Source organism: Paracoccus marinus (assembly GCF_007018965.1).
GTDB lineage: Bacteria > Pseudomonadota > Alphaproteobacteria > Rhodobacterales > Rhodobacteraceae > Paracoccus > Paracoccus marinus.
Genome location: NZ_VJYZ01000007.1, coordinates 85765 through 105862, shown reverse-complemented (window position 1 = coordinate 105862; position 20098 = coordinate 85765). Strand labels below are relative to the sequence as shown.

General features: G+C 68.5%; 20 protein-coding genes and 1 pseudogene. 14 read left to right on the top strand and 7 right to left on the bottom strand.

The window, feature by feature from the left end:
- Complete coding sequence (locus FNF32_RS04755) at nucleotides 1-594, top strand: 2-hydroxychromene-2-carboxylate isomerase (RefSeq protein WP_131675381.1); 594 nt, start codon at nucleotides 1-3, stop codon at nucleotides 592-594.
- Nucleotides 591-1409, top strand: coding sequence for an alpha/beta fold hydrolase (locus FNF32_RS04750; protein ID WP_246087691.1), 819 nt, complete (start codon nucleotides 591-593; stop codon nucleotides 1407-1409). Before FNF32_RS04755 ends, FNF32_RS04750 begins: the two co-directional genes overlap by 4 nt.
- Before the next feature lie 23 nt (nucleotides 1410-1432).
- Here FNF32_RS04750 and FNF32_RS04745 read toward each other — a convergent pair whose 3' ends face one another.
- The 7 genes from FNF32_RS04745 to FNF32_RS04715 all read right to left on the bottom strand — a co-directional run bounded on the left by FNF32_RS04745 (nucleotide 1433) and on the right by FNF32_RS04715 (nucleotide 7971).
- Nucleotides 1433-1783 carry an H-type lectin domain-containing protein gene (locus tag FNF32_RS04745; RefSeq protein WP_246087690.1) on the bottom strand — a complete coding sequence of 117 codons (351 nt, stop codon included), beginning with the start codon at nucleotides 1781-1783 and terminating at the stop codon, nucleotides 1433-1435.
- Between the two features lie 176 nt (nucleotides 1784-1959).
- Nucleotides 1960-2409 (bottom strand): F0F1 ATP synthase subunit epsilon, encoded by a 450-nt coding sequence (locus FNF32_RS04740; protein WP_131675380.1) that lies wholly within the window; start codon nucleotides 2407-2409, stop codon nucleotides 1960-1962.
- A 9-nt stretch (nucleotides 2410-2418) separates the two neighbouring features.
- Nucleotides 2419-3840 (bottom strand): F0F1 ATP synthase subunit beta, encoded by a 1422-nt coding sequence (gene atpD / locus FNF32_RS04735; protein ID WP_131675379.1) that lies wholly within the window; start codon nucleotides 3838-3840, stop codon nucleotides 2419-2421.
- Nucleotides 3841-3861: 21 nt separating this feature from the next.
- Nucleotides 3862-4752 carry a F0F1 ATP synthase subunit gamma gene (locus tag FNF32_RS04730; RefSeq protein ID WP_131675378.1) on the bottom strand — a complete coding sequence of 297 codons (891 nt, stop codon included), beginning with the start codon at nucleotides 4750-4752 and terminating at the stop codon, nucleotides 3862-3864.
- 12 nt (nucleotides 4753-4764) lie between these two features.
- The gene (atpA, locus tag FNF32_RS04725) at nucleotides 4765-6300 is read right to left on the bottom strand and encodes a F0F1 ATP synthase subunit alpha (RefSeq protein ID WP_131675377.1); all 1536 of its coding nucleotides are present in this window, start codon (nucleotides 6298-6300) and stop codon (nucleotides 4765-4767) included.
- Nucleotides 6300-6860, bottom strand: coding sequence for a F0F1 ATP synthase subunit delta (locus FNF32_RS04720; protein WP_185961852.1), 561 nt, complete (start codon nucleotides 6858-6860; stop codon nucleotides 6300-6302). The genes atpA and FNF32_RS04720 overlap by 1 nt, the downstream gene beginning before the upstream one ends.
- Nucleotides 6861-7176: 316 nt before the next feature.
- Nucleotides 7177-7971, bottom strand: coding sequence for a class I SAM-dependent methyltransferase (locus FNF32_RS04715; protein WP_131675427.1), 795 nt, complete (start codon nucleotides 7969-7971; stop codon nucleotides 7177-7179).
- Nucleotides 7972-8174: 203 nt separating this feature from the next.
- Here FNF32_RS04715 and gloB point away from each other — a divergent pair, with 203 nt between their 5' ends.
- The 12 genes and pseudogenes from gloB to FNF32_RS04655 all read left to right on the top strand — a co-directional run bounded on the left by gloB (nucleotide 8175) and on the right by FNF32_RS04655 (nucleotide 20079).
- Complete coding sequence (gloB, locus tag FNF32_RS04710) at nucleotides 8175-8924, top strand: hydroxyacylglutathione hydrolase (RefSeq protein ID WP_131675428.1); 750 nt, start codon at nucleotides 8175-8177, stop codon at nucleotides 8922-8924.
- A 229-nt stretch (nucleotides 8925-9153) separates the two neighbouring features.
- On the top strand, nucleotides 9154-11475 hold the full coding sequence (clpA, locus tag FNF32_RS04705) for an ATP-dependent Clp protease ATP-binding subunit ClpA (RefSeq protein WP_131675429.1): 2322 nt from the start codon (nucleotides 9154-9156) through the stop codon (nucleotides 11473-11475).
- A gap of 244 nt (nucleotides 11476-11719) precedes the next feature.
- Nucleotides 11720-12628 carry a polyphosphate kinase 2 gene (ppk2, locus tag FNF32_RS04700; RefSeq protein ID WP_246087697.1) on the top strand — a complete coding sequence of 303 codons (909 nt, stop codon included), beginning with the start codon at nucleotides 11720-11722 and terminating at the stop codon, nucleotides 12626-12628.
- Between the two features lie 36 nt (nucleotides 12629-12664).
- On the top strand, nucleotides 12665-12958 hold the full coding sequence (locus FNF32_RS04695; RefSeq protein WP_131675430.1) for a DUF1330 domain-containing protein: 294 nt from the start codon (nucleotides 12665-12667) through the stop codon (nucleotides 12956-12958).
- Between the two features lie 71 nt (nucleotides 12959-13029).
- Entirely contained in the window at nucleotides 13030-13485 is a 456-nt protein-coding gene (locus tag FNF32_RS04690; RefSeq protein WP_131675431.1) for a tellurite resistance TerB family protein, read from the top strand.
- 89 nt (nucleotides 13486-13574) lie between these two features.
- Complete coding sequence (locus FNF32_RS04685) at nucleotides 13575-14429, top strand: ABC transporter ATP-binding protein (protein WP_131675432.1); 855 nt, start codon at nucleotides 13575-13577, stop codon at nucleotides 14427-14429.
- A 100-nt stretch (nucleotides 14430-14529) separates the two neighbouring features.
- A pseudogene (locus tag FNF32_RS04680) lies at nucleotides 14530-15252 on the top strand (transporter substrate-binding domain-containing protein); the annotation flags it as partial.
- 246 nt (nucleotides 15253-15498) lie between these two features.
- Nucleotides 15499-16380, top strand: coding sequence for an ABC transporter permease (locus tag FNF32_RS04675; RefSeq protein WP_131674564.1), 882 nt, complete (start codon nucleotides 15499-15501; stop codon nucleotides 16378-16380).
- A 47-nt stretch (nucleotides 16381-16427) separates the two neighbouring features.
- Nucleotides 16428-17204, top strand: a complete 777-nt coding sequence (locus FNF32_RS04670; RefSeq protein ID WP_131674593.1) for an ABC transporter permease — start codon at nucleotides 16428-16430, stop codon at nucleotides 17202-17204.
- A 2-nt stretch (nucleotides 17205-17206) separates the two neighbouring features.
- Nucleotides 17207-18541 carry a glutamine synthetase family protein gene (locus FNF32_RS04665; RefSeq protein WP_185961861.1) on the top strand — a complete coding sequence of 445 codons (1335 nt, stop codon included), beginning with the start codon at nucleotides 17207-17209 and terminating at the stop codon, nucleotides 18539-18541.
- A gap of 177 nt (nucleotides 18542-18718) precedes the next feature.
- The gene (locus FNF32_RS04660) at nucleotides 18719-19447 is read left to right on the top strand and encodes a type 1 glutamine amidotransferase (protein WP_131674566.1); all 729 of its coding nucleotides are present in this window, start codon (nucleotides 18719-18721) and stop codon (nucleotides 19445-19447) included.
- Nucleotides 19447-20079, top strand: coding sequence for an FMN-binding negative transcriptional regulator (locus FNF32_RS04655; RefSeq protein ID WP_131674567.1), 633 nt, complete (start codon nucleotides 19447-19449; stop codon nucleotides 20077-20079). The genes FNF32_RS04660 and FNF32_RS04655 overlap by 1 nt, the downstream gene beginning before the upstream one ends.
- The last annotated feature ends 19 nt before the right edge of the window (nucleotides 20080-20098 follow it).

Here is a 20098-nt window from a genome sequence, read left to right as displayed (position 1 = left end):
ATGACGCAGATCGACTATTACCTTTCGACGATCAGCCCCTACGCCTATCTTGCGGGCGACCGGCTCGAGAAGATCGCCGGCCGCCACGGGGCGCGCGTCACCTATCGCCCGCTCGACATCATGCAGCTGTTCGACCGCACGGGCGGCGTGCGCCCGCCCGCGCGCCACCCTGCGCGGATGGATTACCGCGCGCAGGAACTCGCGCGGTGGTCCGAGCATCTGGGCGTGCCCCTGCGGACCGACGTGCCGATGGTGAACATGGCGCCGTCGTCCTATGCGGTGATCGCGGCGCAGGAACAGGGCGGCGGCGACGTGGGCGCGCTGGTTCGCGGGTTCCTGTCGGCGCGGTTCGCGGACGGGCGCGACACCTCAGACGACGCGGTGATCCGCGACGTGCTGTCGGCAGCGGGGTTCGATCCGGCGCTGGCCGACAAGGGGCTGCTGGTGGGCGCCGAGGAATACGGCCGCAACCTAGACCGCGCGGTCGAGGCGGGCGCGTTCGGCGCGCCCTTCTACGTCGTCCGCGAGACCGGGCAGAAGTTCTGGGGACAGGACCGGCTCGACTTCCTCGACCGCCATCTGTCGACCCTGTGACCGGCGTGGACGAGCGGGCGGGGTCGGCCGCGATCCGGCCGGTGAACATGCGGCACTGGCCGGGCAATCCCGGCCGGCCGGCGCTGGCGCTGCACTGCATGATGGGCAGCGCATCCTATTGGGGGCCGATCGCCGACCGGCTGGGCGGCGCCGTCGATCTGCGCGCCTTCGACATGCCGGGGCACGGACGCAGCGCGCCGTGGGTGCCGGGGGGCGGCATCGACTTCCACACCGGCGTCACCCGGATCGCCGCCGCCATGATCGACCGGCCGCTGGACCTGATCGGCCATTCCATGGGCGCGACCGTCGCGCTGCGGATCGCGGTCGCGGCGCCCGAGGCGGTGCGCACGCTCACGCTGATCGAGCCGGTGCTGTTCGCGGCCCTGCCGGACGGGACCGAGGGCCGCGACGCCGGCGTGCCCGACCTTGACCGGCTGGTGGGTGCAGGCGAGAACCTGACGGCGGCCCGGCAGTTCCTGGATGCCTGGGGCGGTCCGGGCGGGTTCGACGCGATGCCGTCGGCGATGCACCCGGCGCTCGCGCGGCAGATCGAGCTGGTTCTCGACAGCAACGCGACGCTTTGGCACGACACCGCGCGCATCCTGCGCGACGGCGGGCTGGAGGCGATTGACGCCCCGGTCATGCTGGTCCGCGGTGCCGACACGCGGCCGGAGATCACCGGCATCATCGACGGTCTGGCCGCGCGGCTGCCCGACGTTGGGCGCGCGGTCGTTCCGGGCGCGGGGCACATGGCGCCGCTGACCCACCCGGCCGAGATCGCCGGGCTGATCGCCGCGAACCTCGAACGCGCCTGAGCCGCTGTCAGCGCCAGCCCGCGTCAGATATCGTCGAAATCGTCCAGATGACGCGCCGGGCCGATCGCCAGCCATTCGGCCCTGATCCGCGCGACGCGGGTGTCGCCCCAAGTGCTGAACACCAGGTCGAACCCTTCGGCGGTGATCCGGTCGGCCTGAATGTCGGCGCGCTGGTTCGTGTCGCCGCCCATGTCCCACATGCCGATCCCCACATGGACCACCGGCGGCGACAGGAACGGCTCAAGAAACACGACGCGGGTCCGCGCCTCGCGGGCGCCCTGCCCGGTCCACATCTCTCCGCCATCCTCGAACGCGGAAAACATCAGCTTTGCGCCGCGCGCGATGCCGACGGTTGCATCACCGAACCTGATCAAGGCAATACCTTTCGTCGTGACGGACCCGACTGCGATCCTGCAATCGGACGATGCAAATCCCCCAAGCGCAAGCCCGATCCGCACGGGGCGTCGAGGAAGGCCCGTGAGACGCCCGGCTGCAAGACGCAGACGGCCCCGCAAAGGGGGCCGTCGGATCGTTCAGGTCGATGGCAGGCTCATTCCGGGACCGTGGCCTGGTTCGGGTCGAGCCCGATATGCGTCCCAAGCGCCTGCATGTCGCCCAGCAGCTTGGCGGCGCTGGCCACCATGTCCGCGCCTTCGTTGTCGACGCGGCCTTCGGCGGCCTTACGGACCCGGTGCGCGTCCTTCATCATGCCGTTGAAGACGTCCTGCGTGACCTCGTCGCGCGGATGCCCGCGCTCGGCCAGCAGGCTGACGCTGTCGCCGTTGATCTCGGCGAACCCGCCGGTCACCGCGAACTCGGTCGCGGTGCCGCCGTTGTCGATCACCGTGACCATGCCGGGCCGCAGCGTGACGATGGTCGGCGCGTGGCCGGGCATCGCCGTCAGGTCGCCGTCCGTCCCCGGCAGGCGAACCTCGCGCGCGGCGACGGAGACGAGGCTCCGTTCCGGCGAGACGAGGTCGAACTGCATCGTGTCGGCCATGTCGCCCCCTTACGCCGCGTCCGAGGCCAGGCGCTGCGCCTTGGCTTTCACTTCCTCGATCCCGCCGACCATGTAGAAGGCCGCTTCGGGAAGGTGGTCGTATTCACCGGCGACGACCGCCTTGAACGACGAGATCGTGTCCTCCAGCGGAACCTGCACGCCGTCCGAGCCGGTAAAGACCTTGGCCACGTCGAACGGTTGCGACAGGAAGCGCTGGATCTTGCGGGCGCGGGCCACGGTCAGCTTGTCCTCTTCGGACAGCTCGTCCATGCCGAGGATGGCGATGATGTCCTGCAGCGACTTGTACTTCTGCAGGATGCCCTGAACCGAACGCGCGACGCCGTAATGTTCCTCGCCCAGGATCTGCGGGTCCATCAGGCGCGACGACGAGTCGAGCGGGTCCACGGCCGGGTAGATCCCCAGTTCCGAGATCGCGCGCGACAGGTTGGTCGTGGCATCGAGGTGGGCGAAGGTTGTGGCGGGCGCCGGGTCGGTCAGGTCATCGGCCGGAACGTACACGGCCTGAATCGAGGTGATCGAGCCGTTCTTGGTCGAGGTGATGCGTTCCTGCATCGCGCCCATGTCGGTCGCCAGCGTCGGCTGGTAGCCCACGGCGGACGGGATCCGGCCCAGCAGCGCCGACACTTCCGACCCGGCTTGCGTGAAGCGGAAGATGTTGTCCACGAAGAACAGCACGTCCGTGCCCGAAGCGTCGCGGAACTGCTCGGCCAGCGTCAGGCCGGTCAGGGCGACGCGCATCCGCGCCCCCGGAGGCTCGTTCATCTGGCCGTAGACCAGCGCCACCTGGCTTTCCGCGAGGTTGTCGGGCTTGATGACGCCCGATTCCACCATCTCGTGGTAAAGGTCGTTGCCTTCACGGGTCCGCTCGCCCACGCCGGCGAACACGGAATAGCCCGAGTGCACCTTGGCGATGTTGTTGATCAGTTCCATGATCAGAACCGTCTTGCCCACGCCGGCGCCGCCGAACAGGCCGATCTTGCCGCCCTTGGAATAGGGCGCGAGCAGGTCGATGACCTTGATGCCGGTGACGAGGATTTCCGAGCTGGTCGCCTGCGCCGCGAACTCGGGCGCGGGCTGGTGGATGGCGCGGGTTTCCTGCGCCACGACCGGGCCCTGGTCGTCCACGGGCTCGCCCACGACGTTCAGGATGCGGCCCAGCGTCGCCTCGCCCACCGGCACCTGGATCGGGCCGCCGGTGTCGCGCACCGACTCGCCGCGGACCAGGCCCTCGGTCGCGTCCATCGCGATCGCGCGGACGGTGTTCTCGCCCAGGTGCTGCGCCACTTCCAGCACCAGCTTGCGGCCGTTGTTCTCGGTTTCCAGCGCGTTCAGAATCGCCGGCAGTTGGTCGTCGAACTTGACGTCGACGACGGCGCCGATGACCTGAGTGATCTTGCCCGTGGCTGCCATGTGTCTACCCCTGCGTTACGGTCAGAGCGCCTCGGCGCCCGCAATGATTTCGATGAGTTCGGTGGTGATCGCGGCCTGACGCGAGCGGTTGTATTCCATGGTCAGGCGGTCGATCATGTCGCCCGCGTTGCGCGTGGCGTTGTCCATGGCCGTCATCCGCGCGCCCTGTTCGCTGGCCGCGTTTTCCAGCAGAGCCGCGAACACCTGGGTCGAGATCGACCGCGGCAGCAGCTCGGCCAGGATCGCGTCCTCACCGGGTTCGTAGTCGTAAAGCGCCGAGGCGCCGCCTGCGTCCGCGCCCGTGGCCGCGCTTTCCTCGACCAGGGCCGGGATGATCTGGCGTGCGGTCGGGATCTGGGCGATGACGGATTCGAAGCGGCTGTAGAACAGCGTCGCCACGTCGAAGTCGCCCGCCTCGAAGCGGTTCAGGATCTCATCCGCGATCTCGCGCGCGTTCTCGTAGCCGACGCGCTTGACCTCGGACAGGTCCACGTGATGGACGAAGCTCTTGCCATAGTCGCGGCGCAGCTGCTCGCGGGCCTTCTTGCCCACGGTCAGCATCGCCACGTCCTTGCCCTGCGCGCGCAGCTCGTCCGCGCGGACGCGGGCCAGCTTGACGATCGAGCTGTTGAACCCGCCCGCGAGGCCGCGTTCCGAGGTCATGACCACCAGCAGGTGGCGCTGGTCCGAGCCGCTGCCCGCCAGCAGGCGCGGCGCGCCGGGCGAGCCGGCGGCGGCCGAGGTCAGGCTGCCCATCACCGCCGACATGCGGTCGGCATAGGGGCGCGCGGCCTCCGCCGCGTCCTGCGCGCGGCGCAGCTTCGCGGCGGCGACCATCTGCATCGCCTTCGTGATCTTCCGCGTGTTCTTGACGCTTCCGATCCGGTTCTTGAGGTCCTTGAGGCTGGGCATCTAGCGTCCCCCTCAGGCGTAGGACTTGGCGTACGCGTCCAGCACCGCCTTGAGCCGGTTTTCAGCCTCGCCCTTGATCTTGGGATCCTCGCGGGTCAGCCAGTCCAGAACGTCCGAGTGCTGGTTGCGCAGGAAGCCGATCAGGCCTTCTTCCCAGCGCGCGACCTGGTTGACCGGAACGCTGTCCAGGTAACCCTTGGTGCCCGCATAGATGACGGCCACGATTTCCGCGTTGGTCAGCGGCGAATACTGCGGCTGCTTCATCAGCTCGGTCAGGCGCGCGCCGCGGTTCAGCAGCTTCTGCGTCGCCGCGTCGAGGTCCGACCCGAACTGCGCGAAGGCCGCCATCTCGCGGTACTGCGCCAGCTCCAGCTTGACCGGGCCCGCGACCGACTTCATCGCGTTGGTCTGCGCGGACGAACCCACGCGGCTGACCGAAAGACCGGTGTTCACGGCCGGGCGGACGCCCTGGAAGAACAGGTCGGTTTCAAGGAAGATCTGGCCGTCGGTGATCGAGATCACGTTGGTCGGGATATAGGCCGACACGTCGCCCGCCTGCGTCTCGATAATCGGCAGCGCGGTCAGAGAGCCGGCGCCGTGATCCTCGTTCAGCTTGGCCGAACGCTCGAGCAGGCGCGAGTGCAGGTAGAACACGTCGCCCGGATAGGCTTCGCGCCCCGGCGGACGGCGCAGCAGCAGCGACATCTGGCGATAGGCCACGGCCTGCTTGGACAGGTCGTCATAGATGATGAGCGCGTCCATGCCGTTGTCGCGGTAGTATTCGGCCATCGCGGTCGCGGCGTAGGGGGCGAGGTACTGCATCGGCGCGGGTTCGGACGCGGTCGCGGCGATGATGGTGGTGTAGGCCATCGCGCCGGTTTCTTCGAGCTTCTTGACCAGCTGCGCCACGGTCGAACGCTTCTGCCCGATCGCGACGTAGAAGCAGTGCAGCGTCTTCATCCCGTCGGCTTCGCGGCCGTTGTAGTTCTTCTGGTTCAGGATCGTGTCGAGCGCGATCGCGGTCTTGCCGGTCTGGCGGTCGCCGATGATCAGCTCGCGCTGGCCGCGGCCGACGGGGATCATGGCGTCGACGGACTTCAGGCCGGTCGCCATCGGCTCGTGCACCGACTTGCGCGGCATGATGCCGGGTGCCTTCACGTCGGCCACGCGGCGCTCGGTCGCCTCGATCGGGCCCTTGCCGTCGATCGGGTTGCCGAGCGCGTCCACGACGCGGCCCAGAAGCGCGGGACCGACCGGCACGTCCACGATGGAACGGGTGCGCTTGACGGTGTCGCCTTCGCGGATCGAGCGGTCGTCACCGAAGATCACGACGCCGACGTTGTCGGTTTCGAGGTTCAGCACCATGCCGCGGATGCCGCCCGGGAACTCGACCATCTCGCCGGCCTGCACCTTGTCCAGGCCGTAGATGCGCGCGATCCCGTCGCCGACCGACAGCACCTGGCCGACCTCGGCCACTTCGGCGTCCTGACCGAAATTCTTGATCTGATCCTTGAGGATCGCCGAAATCTCGGCAGCCTGGATAGCCATTATCGGACCTCTTTCAACACATTCTGAAGGGAAGCGAGCTTCGAGCGGATCGAGCTGTCGATCATCTGCGAGCCCAGCTTGACGATCATGCCGCCGATGAGGGTGTCATCGACGCGGGCATCCAGCTTCACCGTCTTGCCCGATTTCTGCGCCAGCGTCTCGGTCAGCCGGCGTTCCTGTTCCGTGGTCAGGGGGGCGGCCGACACGACCTCGGCCGTGACCTCGCCGCGCGCTTCGGCGACCAGCGACTTCAGCGCCTGCACCAGCTGCGGCAGCGCGAACAGGCGGTTGTTGCGGGCCATGATCCGCAGCGTGTTGCCCAGCACCGGCGACAGCCCCATGCGGTCGGCGATCGCGCCGATCGCGCGCCCCTGCTCGTCCCGCGAATACAGCGGCGAGGTGGTCAGCGTGCGAAGATCCTCGCTTTCGGTCAGCGCGCGGCCAAGGTCGTCGACCTGGCCCGCCAGCGCGTCGATGTCACCCTGTTCGCGGGCGATGTCGAAGACGGCCTGCGCGTACCGCCCGGCGACGTTTGCGGAAATCGAAGCGGTATTGGCCACGGTCACCCCTTTGGTATCGGCACATCTGCTGTGCGCGTAGCCCCGCGGGCCGGGCCGGCGTTCCTGCCGGTCAGTCGCGGGGCGCGTTCGGTGGGGACGCCTTGCGGCGGGCCCCCGGAAATCTGCGGCGTCTCTAGCAGCAGTTTCGGTACCGACGCAACCGCAAGGAACGTGAAAACGCGGAAGAAGTTGCAAACTTCCGCGGCGGCGCGAGGCACCGTTGCGGACCGGGGGCGCGCGGGTCGCGAAAGCGCGGAATGACGCCACGTCCGCGGCTTTCACGGCGACCGCCCTGCCCCGCTGGGCGCGCGCGCGCTCAGGCGCCCCCACCGGCCCGGCCGCGCCGCCGCCCGGCCCCGACCGGCGGCTGCGCGGCGGGTCGCACGATTCCCTCCAGCACGTCCAGCGGGCCCGGCACGGTGATCCGCGTCTCGGGTCCGGTAGGCGCGTGGACCTGCTTTGACAACTCCACGATCAGCACGCCCGCCACCAGCGCCTGCGCGATGCGGCTGCCGGTGCGTTCCCACATCTGCGCGCTTTTCAGCCAGAAGCGCCGGTTCGACGGCGGGATGTACAGGGCCGCCACCCCCCGCTCGATCACCAGCCCGGCGCCGCGCGCCTGCGCATCGAGCTGGCCGCGGGTATAGCTGCGACCGAACCCGAAGGGCGTCGCGTCCGTCTGCGCCCACAGGCCCGCCCGGTTCGGGACCATGACGAGCGCCCGCCCGCCGGGGCCCAGCACGCGCCGCGCCTCGGCCAGCAGCGCCGCCGGGTGGTCCGAGGTTTCCAGCCCGTGCAGCATCACCAGACGATCGACGCTGCCCGTGTCCAGGGGCCAGGCGTTCTCGTCGCACAGCACCGAATGGTTGGGCGCGCCGGTGGGCCAGGCCATCACCCCCTGCGGCCCCGGCATCAGCGCCGTGACCCGGCGCGCGGGCGCGAGGTATGGCCGCAGCAGAGGCGCGGCGAAGCCGTATCCCGCAACGGTCATGCCGGTCACGCCAGCGGGCGCCCAGAAGCTGGTCATGCGGTCGCGCAGGATCCGCTGCACGACCCGGCCCAGAGCGCGCTGGTAATAGAATCGCCGCAGGTCGATGACGTCGTGGTGCATGGCCGCAGAACGCCCCGCTACCGCGCGCGCGTCAAGCGGGAGCGTCGGGCGGGTGCGTCGGGCGGGAGCGTCAAGCAGGCGCGTAGGCGGGACCGGGGCGCGCGATCGCGCGGTTGGGGCCGGGGCGCGCGATCGCGCGGTTGGGGTTTGAACCCGGCCACCCGGCGTCCTAGCTTTCAGTCACGCAGACGAAAGGACAGGCCATGGCCGAACTGGTGACGATCCGCTGCCTCAGCGACAACTACGCCTATCTCGTGCAGGGCGGCGGGCAGACGATCCTGGTGGACGCGCCCGAGGCCGCGCCGATCCTTGCCGAACTGGACCGCCGTGGCTGGACGCTGGACGAGATCCTGCTGACGCACCATCACGACGACCACATCGACGGCTTGGCCGAGATCGTCGAGGCGACCGGCGCCCGCGTCACCGGCGCCGCCGCCGACGCGCACCGCCTGCCCCCGCTCGACCGGCAGGTGCGCGCGGGCGAGACCTTCACCGCCTGCGGCGAGGACGTCCATGTCATCGACGTGCCCGGCCATACCGTGGGCCATGTGGCGTTCCACATGCCCGGGGCCGCGCTGGTCTTTACCGCCGACAGCCTGATGGCGATCGGCTGCGGGCGCCTGCTGGAAGGCACGGCCGACCAGATGTGGACCAGCCTTTCGGCGCTGAACGCCCTGCCGGGCGAGACGGTCGTCTGCTCGGGTCACGACTATTGCAAGGGCAACGGCGCCTTCGCCATGTCGGTGGACGCAGGCAACGCCGCGCTTCGTCAGCGGCTGGACGACACCGCGGCGGGCAGGCGCCCCTGCGCGCCCTCGACGCTGGACGACGAGCGGCAGACCAACCCGTTCCTGCGCGCGCCGGTCCTCGCCGCGTCGCTGGGGATGGACGGCGCGCCCGACGCCGAGGTGTTCGCGCGGCTTCGCAAGATGAAGGACGAGTTCCGGGGCTGAGGGCCGCCCTGCCCCGCGCCGCCCCGCGCCGCCTTACCCCTGCGTTCCTTGAAAAACGGCGGCGCGAATATCACATCTCATTCAACCCGGCGCGGTTTCGGGACGACCGTTCCGATTTCCCTTGAACTGCGCCCCGATCCACAGATTCTTAACCGTACGATGACAGTCTGACAGGTGGACCGCACCCCTGCGTGGCCCAAACCGCCAGCCGACTGACAGGAGCCTGCCCGTGCCCACCTTCTCCTCTACCCTGGAACAGGCCATTCATGCCGCGCTGTCGCTGGCAAACCAGCACCGCCATGAACTGGCCACTCTCGAACATCTCCTTCTCGCGCTGACCGAGGAACCGGACGCCGTCACCGTCATGAAGGCGTGCAACGTCGATCTGGACGAACTGCGGCGGATGCTGACCGACTATATCGACGACGACCTGTCGACGCTGGTGACCGACGTGGACGGCTCGGAAGCGGTGCCCACGGCCGCGTTCCAGCGCGTGATCCAGCGCGCGGCGATCCACGTCCAGTCGTCGGGCCGGGCCGAGGTCACGGGCGCGAACGTGCTGGTCGCGATCTTCGCCGAACGCGAATCCAACGCCGCCTTCTTCCTGCAGGAACTGGAGATGACGCGCTACGACGCCGTCAACTTCATCGCCCACGGCGTGGCCAAGAACCCGTCCTTCTCGGAACCCCGGCACGTCCAGGGCGCCGACCAGGAACCGCAGGCCGAAGCGTCGGGCGCCAAGCCCGGCAAGGACGAATCCGCGCTGGCGAAATACTGCGTGGACCTGAACGAAAAGGCGCAGAAGGGCGACGTGGACCCGCTGATCGGCCGCGCCGACGAGGTCGAGCGCTGCATCCAGGTGCTGTGCCGCCGCCGCAAGAACAACCCGCTGCTGGTGGGCGATCCGGGCGTCGGCAAGACCGCCATCGCCGAAGGACTCGCGCTCAAGATCACGCGGGGCGAGACGCCCGAAATCCTAGCGGGCGCCACGATCTATTCGCTCGACATGGGCGCGCTGCTGGCGGGCACCCGCTACCGCGGCGACTTCGAGGAGCGGCTGAAGGCCGTCGTGAAAGAGCTCGAGGATCACGACGACGCAATCCTTTTCATCGACGAGATCCACACCGTCATCGGCGCAGGCGCGACCAGCGGGGGCGCGATGGACGCGTCGAACCTGCTTAAACCCGCGCTCGCGGGCGGCAAGCTGCGCTGCATGGGGTCCACGACATACAAGGAGTTCCGCCAGCACTTCGAAAAGGACCGCGCGCTCAGCCGCCGGTTCCAGAAGATCGACGTGAACGAACCGAACGTGCCCGACGCGATCAAGATCCTCGTGGGGCTGAAGCCCAGCTTCGAAAAGCACCACGACGTGCGCTACACCTCGGACGCGATCCGCTCGGCGGTCGAACTCGCCTCGCGCTACATCAACGACCGCAAGCTGCCCGACAGCGCGATCGACGTGATCGACGAGGCGGGCGCGGCCCAGCACCTCGTGTCGGAAAGCAAGCGCCGCAAGACCATCGGCACCAAGGAGATCGAGGCGGTCGTGGCCAAGATCGCCCGGATCCCGCCGAAAAGCGTCAGCAAGGACGACGCCGAGGTGCTGCGCGACCTTGAAAAGACGCTCAAGCGGCTGGTTTTCGGGCAGGACAAGGCGATCGAGGCGCTGGCCTCGTCGATCAAGCTCGCGCGCGCGGGCCTGCGCGAGCCGGAAAAGCCGATCGGCAACTACCTGTTCGCGGGCCCGACCGGCGTCGGCAAGACCGAGGTCGCGAAACAGCTGGCAAGCACGCTTGGCGTCGAGATGCTGCGCTTCGACATGTCGGAATACATGGAAAAGCACGCGGTCAGCCGCCTGATCGGCGCGCCGCCCGGCTATGTCGGCTTCGACCAAGGGGGCCTTCTGACCGACGGCGTGGATCAGCATCCGCACAGCGTCCTGCTGCTCGACGAGATCGAGAAGGCGCACCCGGACGTCTTCAACATCCTTCTGCAGGTGATGGACCACGGCAAGCTCACCGACCACAACGGCAAGCAGGTCGATTTCCGCAACGTGATCCTGATCATGACCTCGAACGCGGGCGCCGCCGACCAGGCCCGCGCGGCGATCGGCTTTGGCCGCGACCGCCGCGAGGGCGAGGACCGCGAGGCGATCGAGCGCACCTTCACGCCCGAGTTCCGCAACCGGCTGGACGCGGTCATCAGCTTCGCGCCGCTGCCGCGCGAGGTGATCGTGCAGGTGGTCGAGAAGTTCATCCTGCAACTGGAAGCCCAACTGATGGACCGCGGCGTGCATATCGAGCTGACCGAGGAGGCCGGGGCCTGGCTGGCCGAAAAGGGCTACGACGACAAGATGGGCGCGCGCCCGCTTGCCCGCGTCATCCAGGAGCACATCAAGAAGCCGCTGGCCGAAGAGCTGCTGTTCGGCCGCCTGACGAAGGGCGGCGTGGTCCGGGTGCGGATCGAGAACGACAAGCCCGCCTTCGACATCTCGGGCCCCGAAACGCCCCGGATCACGAAGGAAATGCCGCCGTTGCTGACCGCAGGCTGAGCGTAGCGCCGGCCACGGCCTTGACCATCGTACAGGCGGCCCGGATCACCTCCGGGCCGCCTTTTTGCTGTCCACCGCGCCGTGTCGCGCATCACCACCGCGTGCGACGATCCCCACGGGCAGGGATCGGCGGCCCTTCCACACTCCCGTCACAAAACTATGCTTCACCCGACAGGCCACCTATCGAGGAGCTTCGCCCGTGACCGACAGAACCGTTGATGGCGTGCCGCCGACCCATGCGGACCTGACCCCCGACGGGGCGGCCGACTGGCTGCGCCACGAGCTGGACGACACCCTCGACGAGGAAATGGAGCTTGAACTCGAGGATGCCGAGCTGTCCAAGGCGATCGCCCGCGTCTACAACGAGGCGCGACCGAACCAGCTTGACCGCCGCATCTACTTCCGCGAGCTGCTGCGGCTTCAGTCCGAACTCATCAAGCTGCAGGACTGGGTCGCGCACACCAAGGAAAAGGTCGTCGTCATCTTCGAGGGGCGCGACAGCGCCGGCAAGGGCGGCGTCATCAAACGCATCAACCAGCGGCTGAACCCGCGCGTGGTCCGCACCGTCGCGCTGCCCGCGCCATCGGACCGCGAGAAGACCCAGTGGTATTTCCAGCGCTACGTCCCCCACCTGCCGGCGGGCGGCGAGATCGTGCTGTTCGACCGCAGCTGGTACAACCGCGCGGGCGTCGAGCGGGTGATGGGATTTGCCGGCGAGGACCAGGTCGAACAGTTCTTCCAGGACGTCCCCGAGTTCGAGCGGATGCTGGTCCGCTCGGGCATCCGGCTGGTGAAGTACTGGTTCTCGGTCACCGATGAGGAACAGCAGATGCGCTTCCTGATGCGCATCCACGATCCCCTGAAGCAGTGGAAGCTCAGCCCCATGGACCTTCAGTCGCGGGTCCGCTGGGAAGCCTATACCAAGGCCAAGGAAGACATGTTCGAACACACGAACATCCCCGAGGCGCCGTGGTACATCGTGCCCGCCAACGACAAGCGCCGGGCGCGGCTGAACTGCATCTCGCATCTTCTGGGTCTCGTCCCCTACACGGACGTCCCGCACGAGGAAATCACCCTGCCCGACCGCGTCTTCAATCCCGACTACGAACGCGACGTGCTGCCGCGCGACTTGTATGTTCCCGAGAAATACTGAGGCTGGCCCCCTGAAACATCGGGAAGGAACGCAGCCATGACCAAGGCATACTGGGTGGCCCACGTCACCGTCGACGATCCCGTCGCCTACGAAGACTACCGCAAGGCGACCGCCGTCCCGTTCCAGAAGTACGGCGCGCGCTTCCTTGCCCGCGGCGGCCGTGTCGAGGTGGTCGAGGGCGAGACGCGCCCGCGCTGCGTCGTGATCGAGTTCGAGGACATGGAGACGGCGAAGGCGTGCTATAACTCGCCCGAATACCAGGCAGCCAAGGCGCTTCGCACGGCCTGTAGCACCGGCGACGTGATGCTGGTCGAGGGCTGGGACGGCTGACCGGTTCCGCCTTTCCGGGCACCACTACTTATTGGTGTTGAAGTCGCGCGCGGTTCCCATATCATGGAACAATGTTCCGCAGCCTCCTCTCACGTCTGTTCGCCGATGAGTCCGAGGCTTCACCGCTGTCGGGCAACGATGCCGACGTGGCGGTCGCGGCGCTGCTGGTGCGGCTCGCGCGCGCCGACGACCGCTATTCGGACGCCGAGCGGCGCAACATCGACCGCGTCCTGATCTCGCGCCAGCACCTCGACCCCGACACGGCCGCCGAATACCGCGCCGCCGCCGAGATGATCGAGGCAGAGGCGCCGGACACCGTGCGCTTCACCCGCATGATCAAGGACCGGATCGCGCTGGAACACCGCATCGGCGTGATCGCCGCCATGTGGGAAGTGGCCTATGCCGACGGCCGCAGGACCGCCGACGAGGACGCGGTGATCCGCCTGACCGCCAAGCTTCTGGGCGTCACCGACCGCGAATCCGCCGTCGCGCGGCAGGAGGTCGTCGAGGCGCGCAGCCTCGGCTGACGGGCGCGCGGCCGCACGCCCCGGCCGCACGGACACCCGCGCAGACAGCCGTTGCAATCGGCCGCGATATCGCGCCAGATAGCCCCACCATGACAGCGTCCACCCCTTTCCAGCCCGCCGCAGACCCCGCCTTTGCCGCCCAGAAGTCGGCGCAGGCAGCGGCGGCGGCACCGGGCGCGAGCCCTGTCATTGAACTGCGCGATCTGCACAAGGCGTACGGCCCGCTCGAGGTCATCAAGGGCGTTAGCCTCAGCGCGCCCCGGGGGCATGTCGTGACGCTGATCGGGTCGTCGGGGTCGGGCAAATCCACGCTGCTGCGTTGCTGCAATCTTCTGGAAAGCAGCCAGGCCGGCACCATCCTGTTCGAGGGGGAGCCGGTGCGCTGGACGGGCCCCGCCCGCGAACGCCGCCCCGCCGACCGCGACCAGCTGCGCCGCATCCGCACCAACCTTGCGATGGTGTTCCAGCAGTTCAACCTGTGGGCGCACCTGACGATCCTGCAGAACGTGATGGAAGCGCCGGTGACCGTGCTGCGCCAGAATCCGGCGCAGGTCGAGGCGCGGGCGCGGATGCTGCTTGCCAAGGTCGGCATCGGCGACAAGGCCGACGCCTGGCCCGCGCAGCTTTCGGGCGGCCAGCAGCAGCGCGCCGCGATCGCCCGCGCGCTGTGCATGGAGCCGCGCGCCCTGCTTTTCGACGAACCGACCAGCGCGCTCGACCCCGAACTGCAGCAGGAAGTCGTGCGGGTCATCAAGGACCTGGCGAACGAGCATCGGACGATGATCCTCGTCACCCACGACATGCGGCTGGCGGCCGACGTCAGCGACCACGTCGTGTTCCTGCACAAGGGCCGGATCGAGGAAGAAGGCCCGCCCGAACAGATCTTCCGCACCCCCCGCACCGACCGGCTGCGCCAGTTCATCAGCGCGACGATGCCGTCGTGACCTCGCCCCCGGACCAAACCCGCCGCCCTGCGCGCGCCCGCACCTCGCCATAACCAGCGCCCGACCAACCGGGCCACACCACCAACGGGAGACTGCCTGAATGAAGAAGCTTCTGCTCGCCACCGCCGCGCTGGCCCTGACCGCCGGCATGGCCGCCGCCGACACGATCCGCATGGGCACCGAAGGCGCCTACGCACCCTACAACTTCATCAACGACAAGGGTGAGCTCGACGGGTTCGAGATCGAACTCGGCAACGAGCTGTGCAAGCGGATCGAGGCCGAATGCACCTGGGTCCGCAACGAGTGGGACTCGATCATTCCGAACCTCGTGTCGTCGAACTATGACACGATCATGGCCGGCATGAACATCAACGAGGAACGCAAGCAGGCGATCGCCTTCTCGATCCCCTACACCCCGCCGCCCGCGTCGGGCTATGTCGGCCTGTCCGCCGACGCGCCCATCGACGGCGTCGTCGCCGCGCAGACCGGCACGGTCCAGTCCTCCCACGTGGCGGCGTCGGGCGCAGACCTGCTCGAGTTCGGCACCTTCGACGAGGCCGTGGCCGCCGTCCGCAACGGCGAGGCCGAGGCGGTGCTGGCCGACCGCGAGTTCGCGGCCCCGCTGGTCACGGCATCGAACGGCGAGCTGTCCTGGATCACGGGGCAGGACAACCTGGTTCTGGCCGAGGGGCTGGGCATCGGGATGCGGAAATCCGACACCGAGCTGAAGGCGCGCTTCGACAAGGCACTGACCGACATGAAGGCCGACGGGTCGCTGGACGCGCTGATCACCAAGTGGCTGGGCGACAAGACCGAGACCTTCGCAAGCTTCGAGGCATCGAAGGCTGGCGCCACCGCCGGCGCCACGACTGGCACCACGATGGGCGCCACCACCGGCACCGCGCCCGCAACCGTGCCGCCGACCGGCGCCGCCGCGACCGCGCCGGCCCCCGCGACCGGCGCGCCGGCGTCCGCCGCACCCGCCGCGCCCGCCGCACCCGCCACGAACTGACCCAACGCGCGCCGCCGCACACCGCGCCCGGTGTGCGGCGGTCGCTCTCCGATCGCCATGTTCGCAACCTGCTCCGATCCCTCCGCCCTGAACGGGCTGGCCTGGCTGGCGTGTTATCTGACGTCCGGCAAGCACCTGCTGTTCTACGGGTCGTTCGGCACCGTGTTGCTGCTGCTTGCCGTGACGGCGCCGCTGGCGCTTCTGTTCGGGTTCGGCGGCGCGGTGGCGTCGCGGTCGCGGATCGCGCCGCTACGCTGGTTCGGGCGGATCTACACGGCGATGGTGCGCGGCGTGCCCGACATCATCTTCTTCCTGTTCGTGCCCATTGCGCTTGACCAGTCGTTCGAATGGCTGCGCAGCCGGGTCTACTGCGACCCCTCGGTGCCCGTCCGGCAAGGCAACGAGTTCGTCGTCTGCCAGGCAGCGAAACTTCCCCTGTCCACCGCCGCGCCCTGGGTTCACCAGAGCTACGGCTTCACGCTGGCGGTGATCGCCTTTGCCATCGTGTTCGGCGCGTTCGCGGCCAACGTCCTCAGCGGGGCGATGAACGCCGTCCCGCGCGCGCAGCTGGAAACGGCCGAGGCGTACGGCATGTCCGAACGCCAGCTGACCCGCCGCGTCCTGATCCCGCAGATGTGGACCTATGCGCTGCCGGGGCTGTCGAACCTGTGGATGGTGCTCATAAAGGCCACGCCGCTGCTGTTCCTGCTGGGGATCGAGGACATCGTCTACTGGGCCCGCGACCTCGGCGCGACCAAGCCCGCGAACTTCGCCTATCCACACCCGGACTGGCGGGTCTGGTATTTCCTTGGGCTGCTCGTCTTCTACCTGCTGATGACCTGGGTTTCGCAGCGGCTGATCGACCGCGTGGCGCGCAGGCTTTCGCGCGGTCAGGCCACCATGGCCGGCGAGGCGATCCGCCACGAGGTGACGCCGTGAGCGCCTGCGCCCAGGATTTCGCCGACTTCGCGCTGCGCTCGGTCGGGATGGGGCAGTTCAAGCTGCCCGCCGGCGACATGACGCTGTGCCGGCAGGTCGTCCTGATCGGGTCGGGGATGATCTGGAACCTCTATTTCGGGGCGCTGTCGCTCGCGATCGGGTTCTGCCTTGCCACCGGGCTCGCGCTCGCCAAGGCGGGCGGCATCAGGTGGCTGCGGGTCCCGGCCGAGGCGTTCATCTTCGTCTTCCGGGGCAGCCCGCTCTTCATCCAGTTCTTCGTGGCCTACCAGGCGTTCGTCCTGCTGCCACGGGAAGGGATCGAGATCTTCGGCGCAACCCTGCCCACCGCGTGGCTGTCGCGCGCCTGGGCCGGGGCGCTGATCGTCCTGATCCTCAATACCGCCGCCTATTCCGCCGAAATCTTCTACGGCGCGCTTCGGAACGTTCCCCGTGGCGATCTCGAGGCGGCGGACGCCTATGGCCTGTCGGGCTGGGCGCGGTTCCGCCGGATCGTCTGGCCGACCGCGCTGCGACTCGCCTGGCCCGCCTACACGAACGAAGCGATCTTCCTGTTCCACGCCACAACGCTGGTGTTCTTTTCCAGCTTCCCGGCGTTCCGCCAGCAAGGCGACGCGCTGTATTATGCCAGCTACATCGTGGACAAGACCTTCAACCCGTTCGTGGCCTATCCGATCGCGGCGGTGTATTTCATCCTCCTGACCCTGTGCCTGATCGGTATCTTCGGGGTCTTCAATCGGCGGCTCAACCGGCACCTGCCGGGTGCCGCCCAACGGCCGAGATACCGGCCGAACCTTATCAGGTGACAATCATGGACTGGCTGAGGGAACATCCCGAGGTAAGAACGATCCGCGTGGCCGCTGCCGATCTGAACGGCGTCGCACGCGGCAAACGCATGCCCGCACGTTTCGCCGAGAAGCTGCTGACCGAAGGGACCAAGTTCCCCTATTCGGTGCTGAACATGGACATCTGGGGCGAGGACATCGAGGACAGCCCCCTCGTCTTCAAGGCGGGCGACCCCGACGGTGTGCTGATGCCGACCGAGCGCGGCTTCATGCCGATGCCGTGGCTGCAGGCGCCGACCGGCCTTCTGCCCCTGTGGATGTTCCATCCCGACGGGCGCCCGTACGAGGGCGATCCCCGCCACGCGCTTGCCCGCGTCGTGGAACGCTACAAGGCCGCGGGCCTGACGCCGGTCGTGGCGACCGAGCTCGAGTTCTTCCTGATCGACGATTCCGGCAAGCATCTGCAGGTGCCGCCCAGCCCGCGTTCGGGCAAGCGCCGCACCGGGGCCGAGACGCTGAGCCTGCGCGCGCTCGACGCTTTCGACAGCTTCTTCACCGACCTTTACGACGCCTGCGAGGCGATGGACGTGCCCGCCGACACCGCGATCTCGGAAGCGGCGCCGGGGCAGTTCGAGATCAACCTGATGCACCAGCCCGACCCGCTGAAGGCGGCGGACGACGCCTGGCTTTTCAAGCAGCTGGTCAAGGGGGTCGCGCGCCGCTACGGCTTTGCGGGATCGTTCATGGCCAAACCCTACGAGCTGTTCAACGGTTCGGGCATGCACATGCACTTCTCGGTGCTGGACGAGGACGGCGAGAACGTCTTTGACGACGGCACCGACGAAGGGTCGGACGTTCTGCGCCACGCCGTGCAGGGCTGCCTTGCGGCGATGCCGGGATCGACGCTGCTGTTCGCGCCGCACGAAAACTCGTACGACCGGCTGGTCCCGAACGCCCACGCGCCCACGGGCATCGGCTGGGCCTACGAAAACCGCACCTCGGCGATCCGCATTCCGTCATCCGGCAACAAGGCGCGCCGGATCGAGCATCGGACCCCGGGCGGCGACGTGAACCCCTATCTGACCGTCGCGGCGGTTCTTGGCGCGGCGCTGAACGGGATCGAGGACAGGGTCGAGCCCCCTGCCCCGATCAGGGGCAACGCCTACGACCAGGGGCTGGCGCAGCTGCCGACCTCGTGGGGCGACGCGATCGACTGCTTCGAGAAATCGCCCGAGATCCGGCGCATCTTCCCGGACCACCTCATCGAGAACTACGTCATGACCAAGCGTCAGGAGCTGCACTACATGGCCGAGCTGTCGGACGAGGAAACGGTCGAGCTGTATCTTGACACCGTCTGACGCTGCCGCGTGAACGAACGCCCCCGGTGAGCCGGGGGCGCTTCGCGCGTCCGACCGATGCGCGGTGTTCGTAGGGGGAACCAAAAGCCGGACTCTGGCAACACCCTCCGCAGGCTAGCAGGCTTGCGGGCCGGACGACGCGGGCTTACCTTCCGGCACGAACAACACGAGCATCACATGCGGATCGGCATCCTGAAATGCGGCCAGTCGCCCGACGTCCTGCGGGCCGAGATGGGCGACTATGACGACATGTTCGAACGGCTTCTGGCGGGCCGCGGCTTCACCTTCGCCAGCTACCACGTCGAGGCGATGCAGTTCCCGGCGGGCGTTCACGACGCGGACGGCTGGCTCATCACCGGGTCGCGCCACGGCGTCTATGAGGATCACCCGTTCATCGCCCCGCTCGAGGATTTCATACGCGCGGCGTTCGCCGAAGGCGTGCCGCTGGTCGGCGTCTGCTTCGGCCACCAGATCATCGCGCAGGCGATGGGCGGACGGGTCGTGAAGCACCCCGAGGGCTGGCGCGTGGGCGCGCATGACTACGTGATCGACGGGCGGCCGATGGTGCTGAACGCCTGGCATCAGGATCAGGTCGTGGACCTGCCGCCGGGGGCCGAGATCGCGGGCACGAACGAGTTCTGCCAGGCCGCCGCGCTGGTCTATGACCACCGCGCCTTCACCGTGCAGCCGCACCCCGAGTTTCCCGACCCGTTCATCGACGGGCTGATGGAACACCGCGGCGGCGCGGTCCCGCCCGCGCTGCTGGACGAGGCGCGGACCCGGCGCGGCCAGGCGAAACCGGCCGCGCTCGCCAACCGCATCGCTGCGTTCTTCAAGGACCCCGCCGCGCAGCGGACCGCAGGCGCGCCTGCGGACGCGGCAGGCTCCGTCGCCGGGGCCGCCTGATGTACGTGCCGCCCGCCTTTGCCGAGGACCGGCCAGAGATGCTGACGGCCCTGATGGCCGCCCATCCGCTGGCAACCGTTGTGACTCACGGCGAGAACGGCCTGACCGCGAACCTGATCCCGGTCGTCCATCTCCCGGCGGGCGACGGCGCGCCGGCCGTCCTGCGCGCCCATCTCGCCCGCGCGAACGGTCAGCTGGCCGATCTGCGGGCAATGGAACAGGCGGGCGCGCCCGTCCTTGTCCTCTTTCAGGGCGCGCAGGCTTACGTCTCGCCCGCCTGGTATGCGACCAAGGCGGAAACCGGCAAGGTCGTTCCGACGTGGAACTACCTTGCGGTGCAGGTGCGGGGCGTTCCCCGCGTGATCGACGACGCGGACTGGCTGCGCGCGCAAGTGGCCGACCTGACCGACCGGCTGGAATCGTCCGAGCCCGCGCCGTGGGGCGTGGGCGACGCGCCCGACGCCTTCATCGCATCGCAACTGCGCGGGATCGTCGGGGTCGAGATTCCCGTCACGGCGATCGCGGGCAAATGGAAGGCCAGCCAGAACCGCCCCGCCGCCGACCGCGCGGGCGTCATCGACGGGCTGGCCGCGCGACAGAACCCGATGGCCGGGGTCATCCCCCGCGCCTGAGACCGAAACCAGGCCGGAC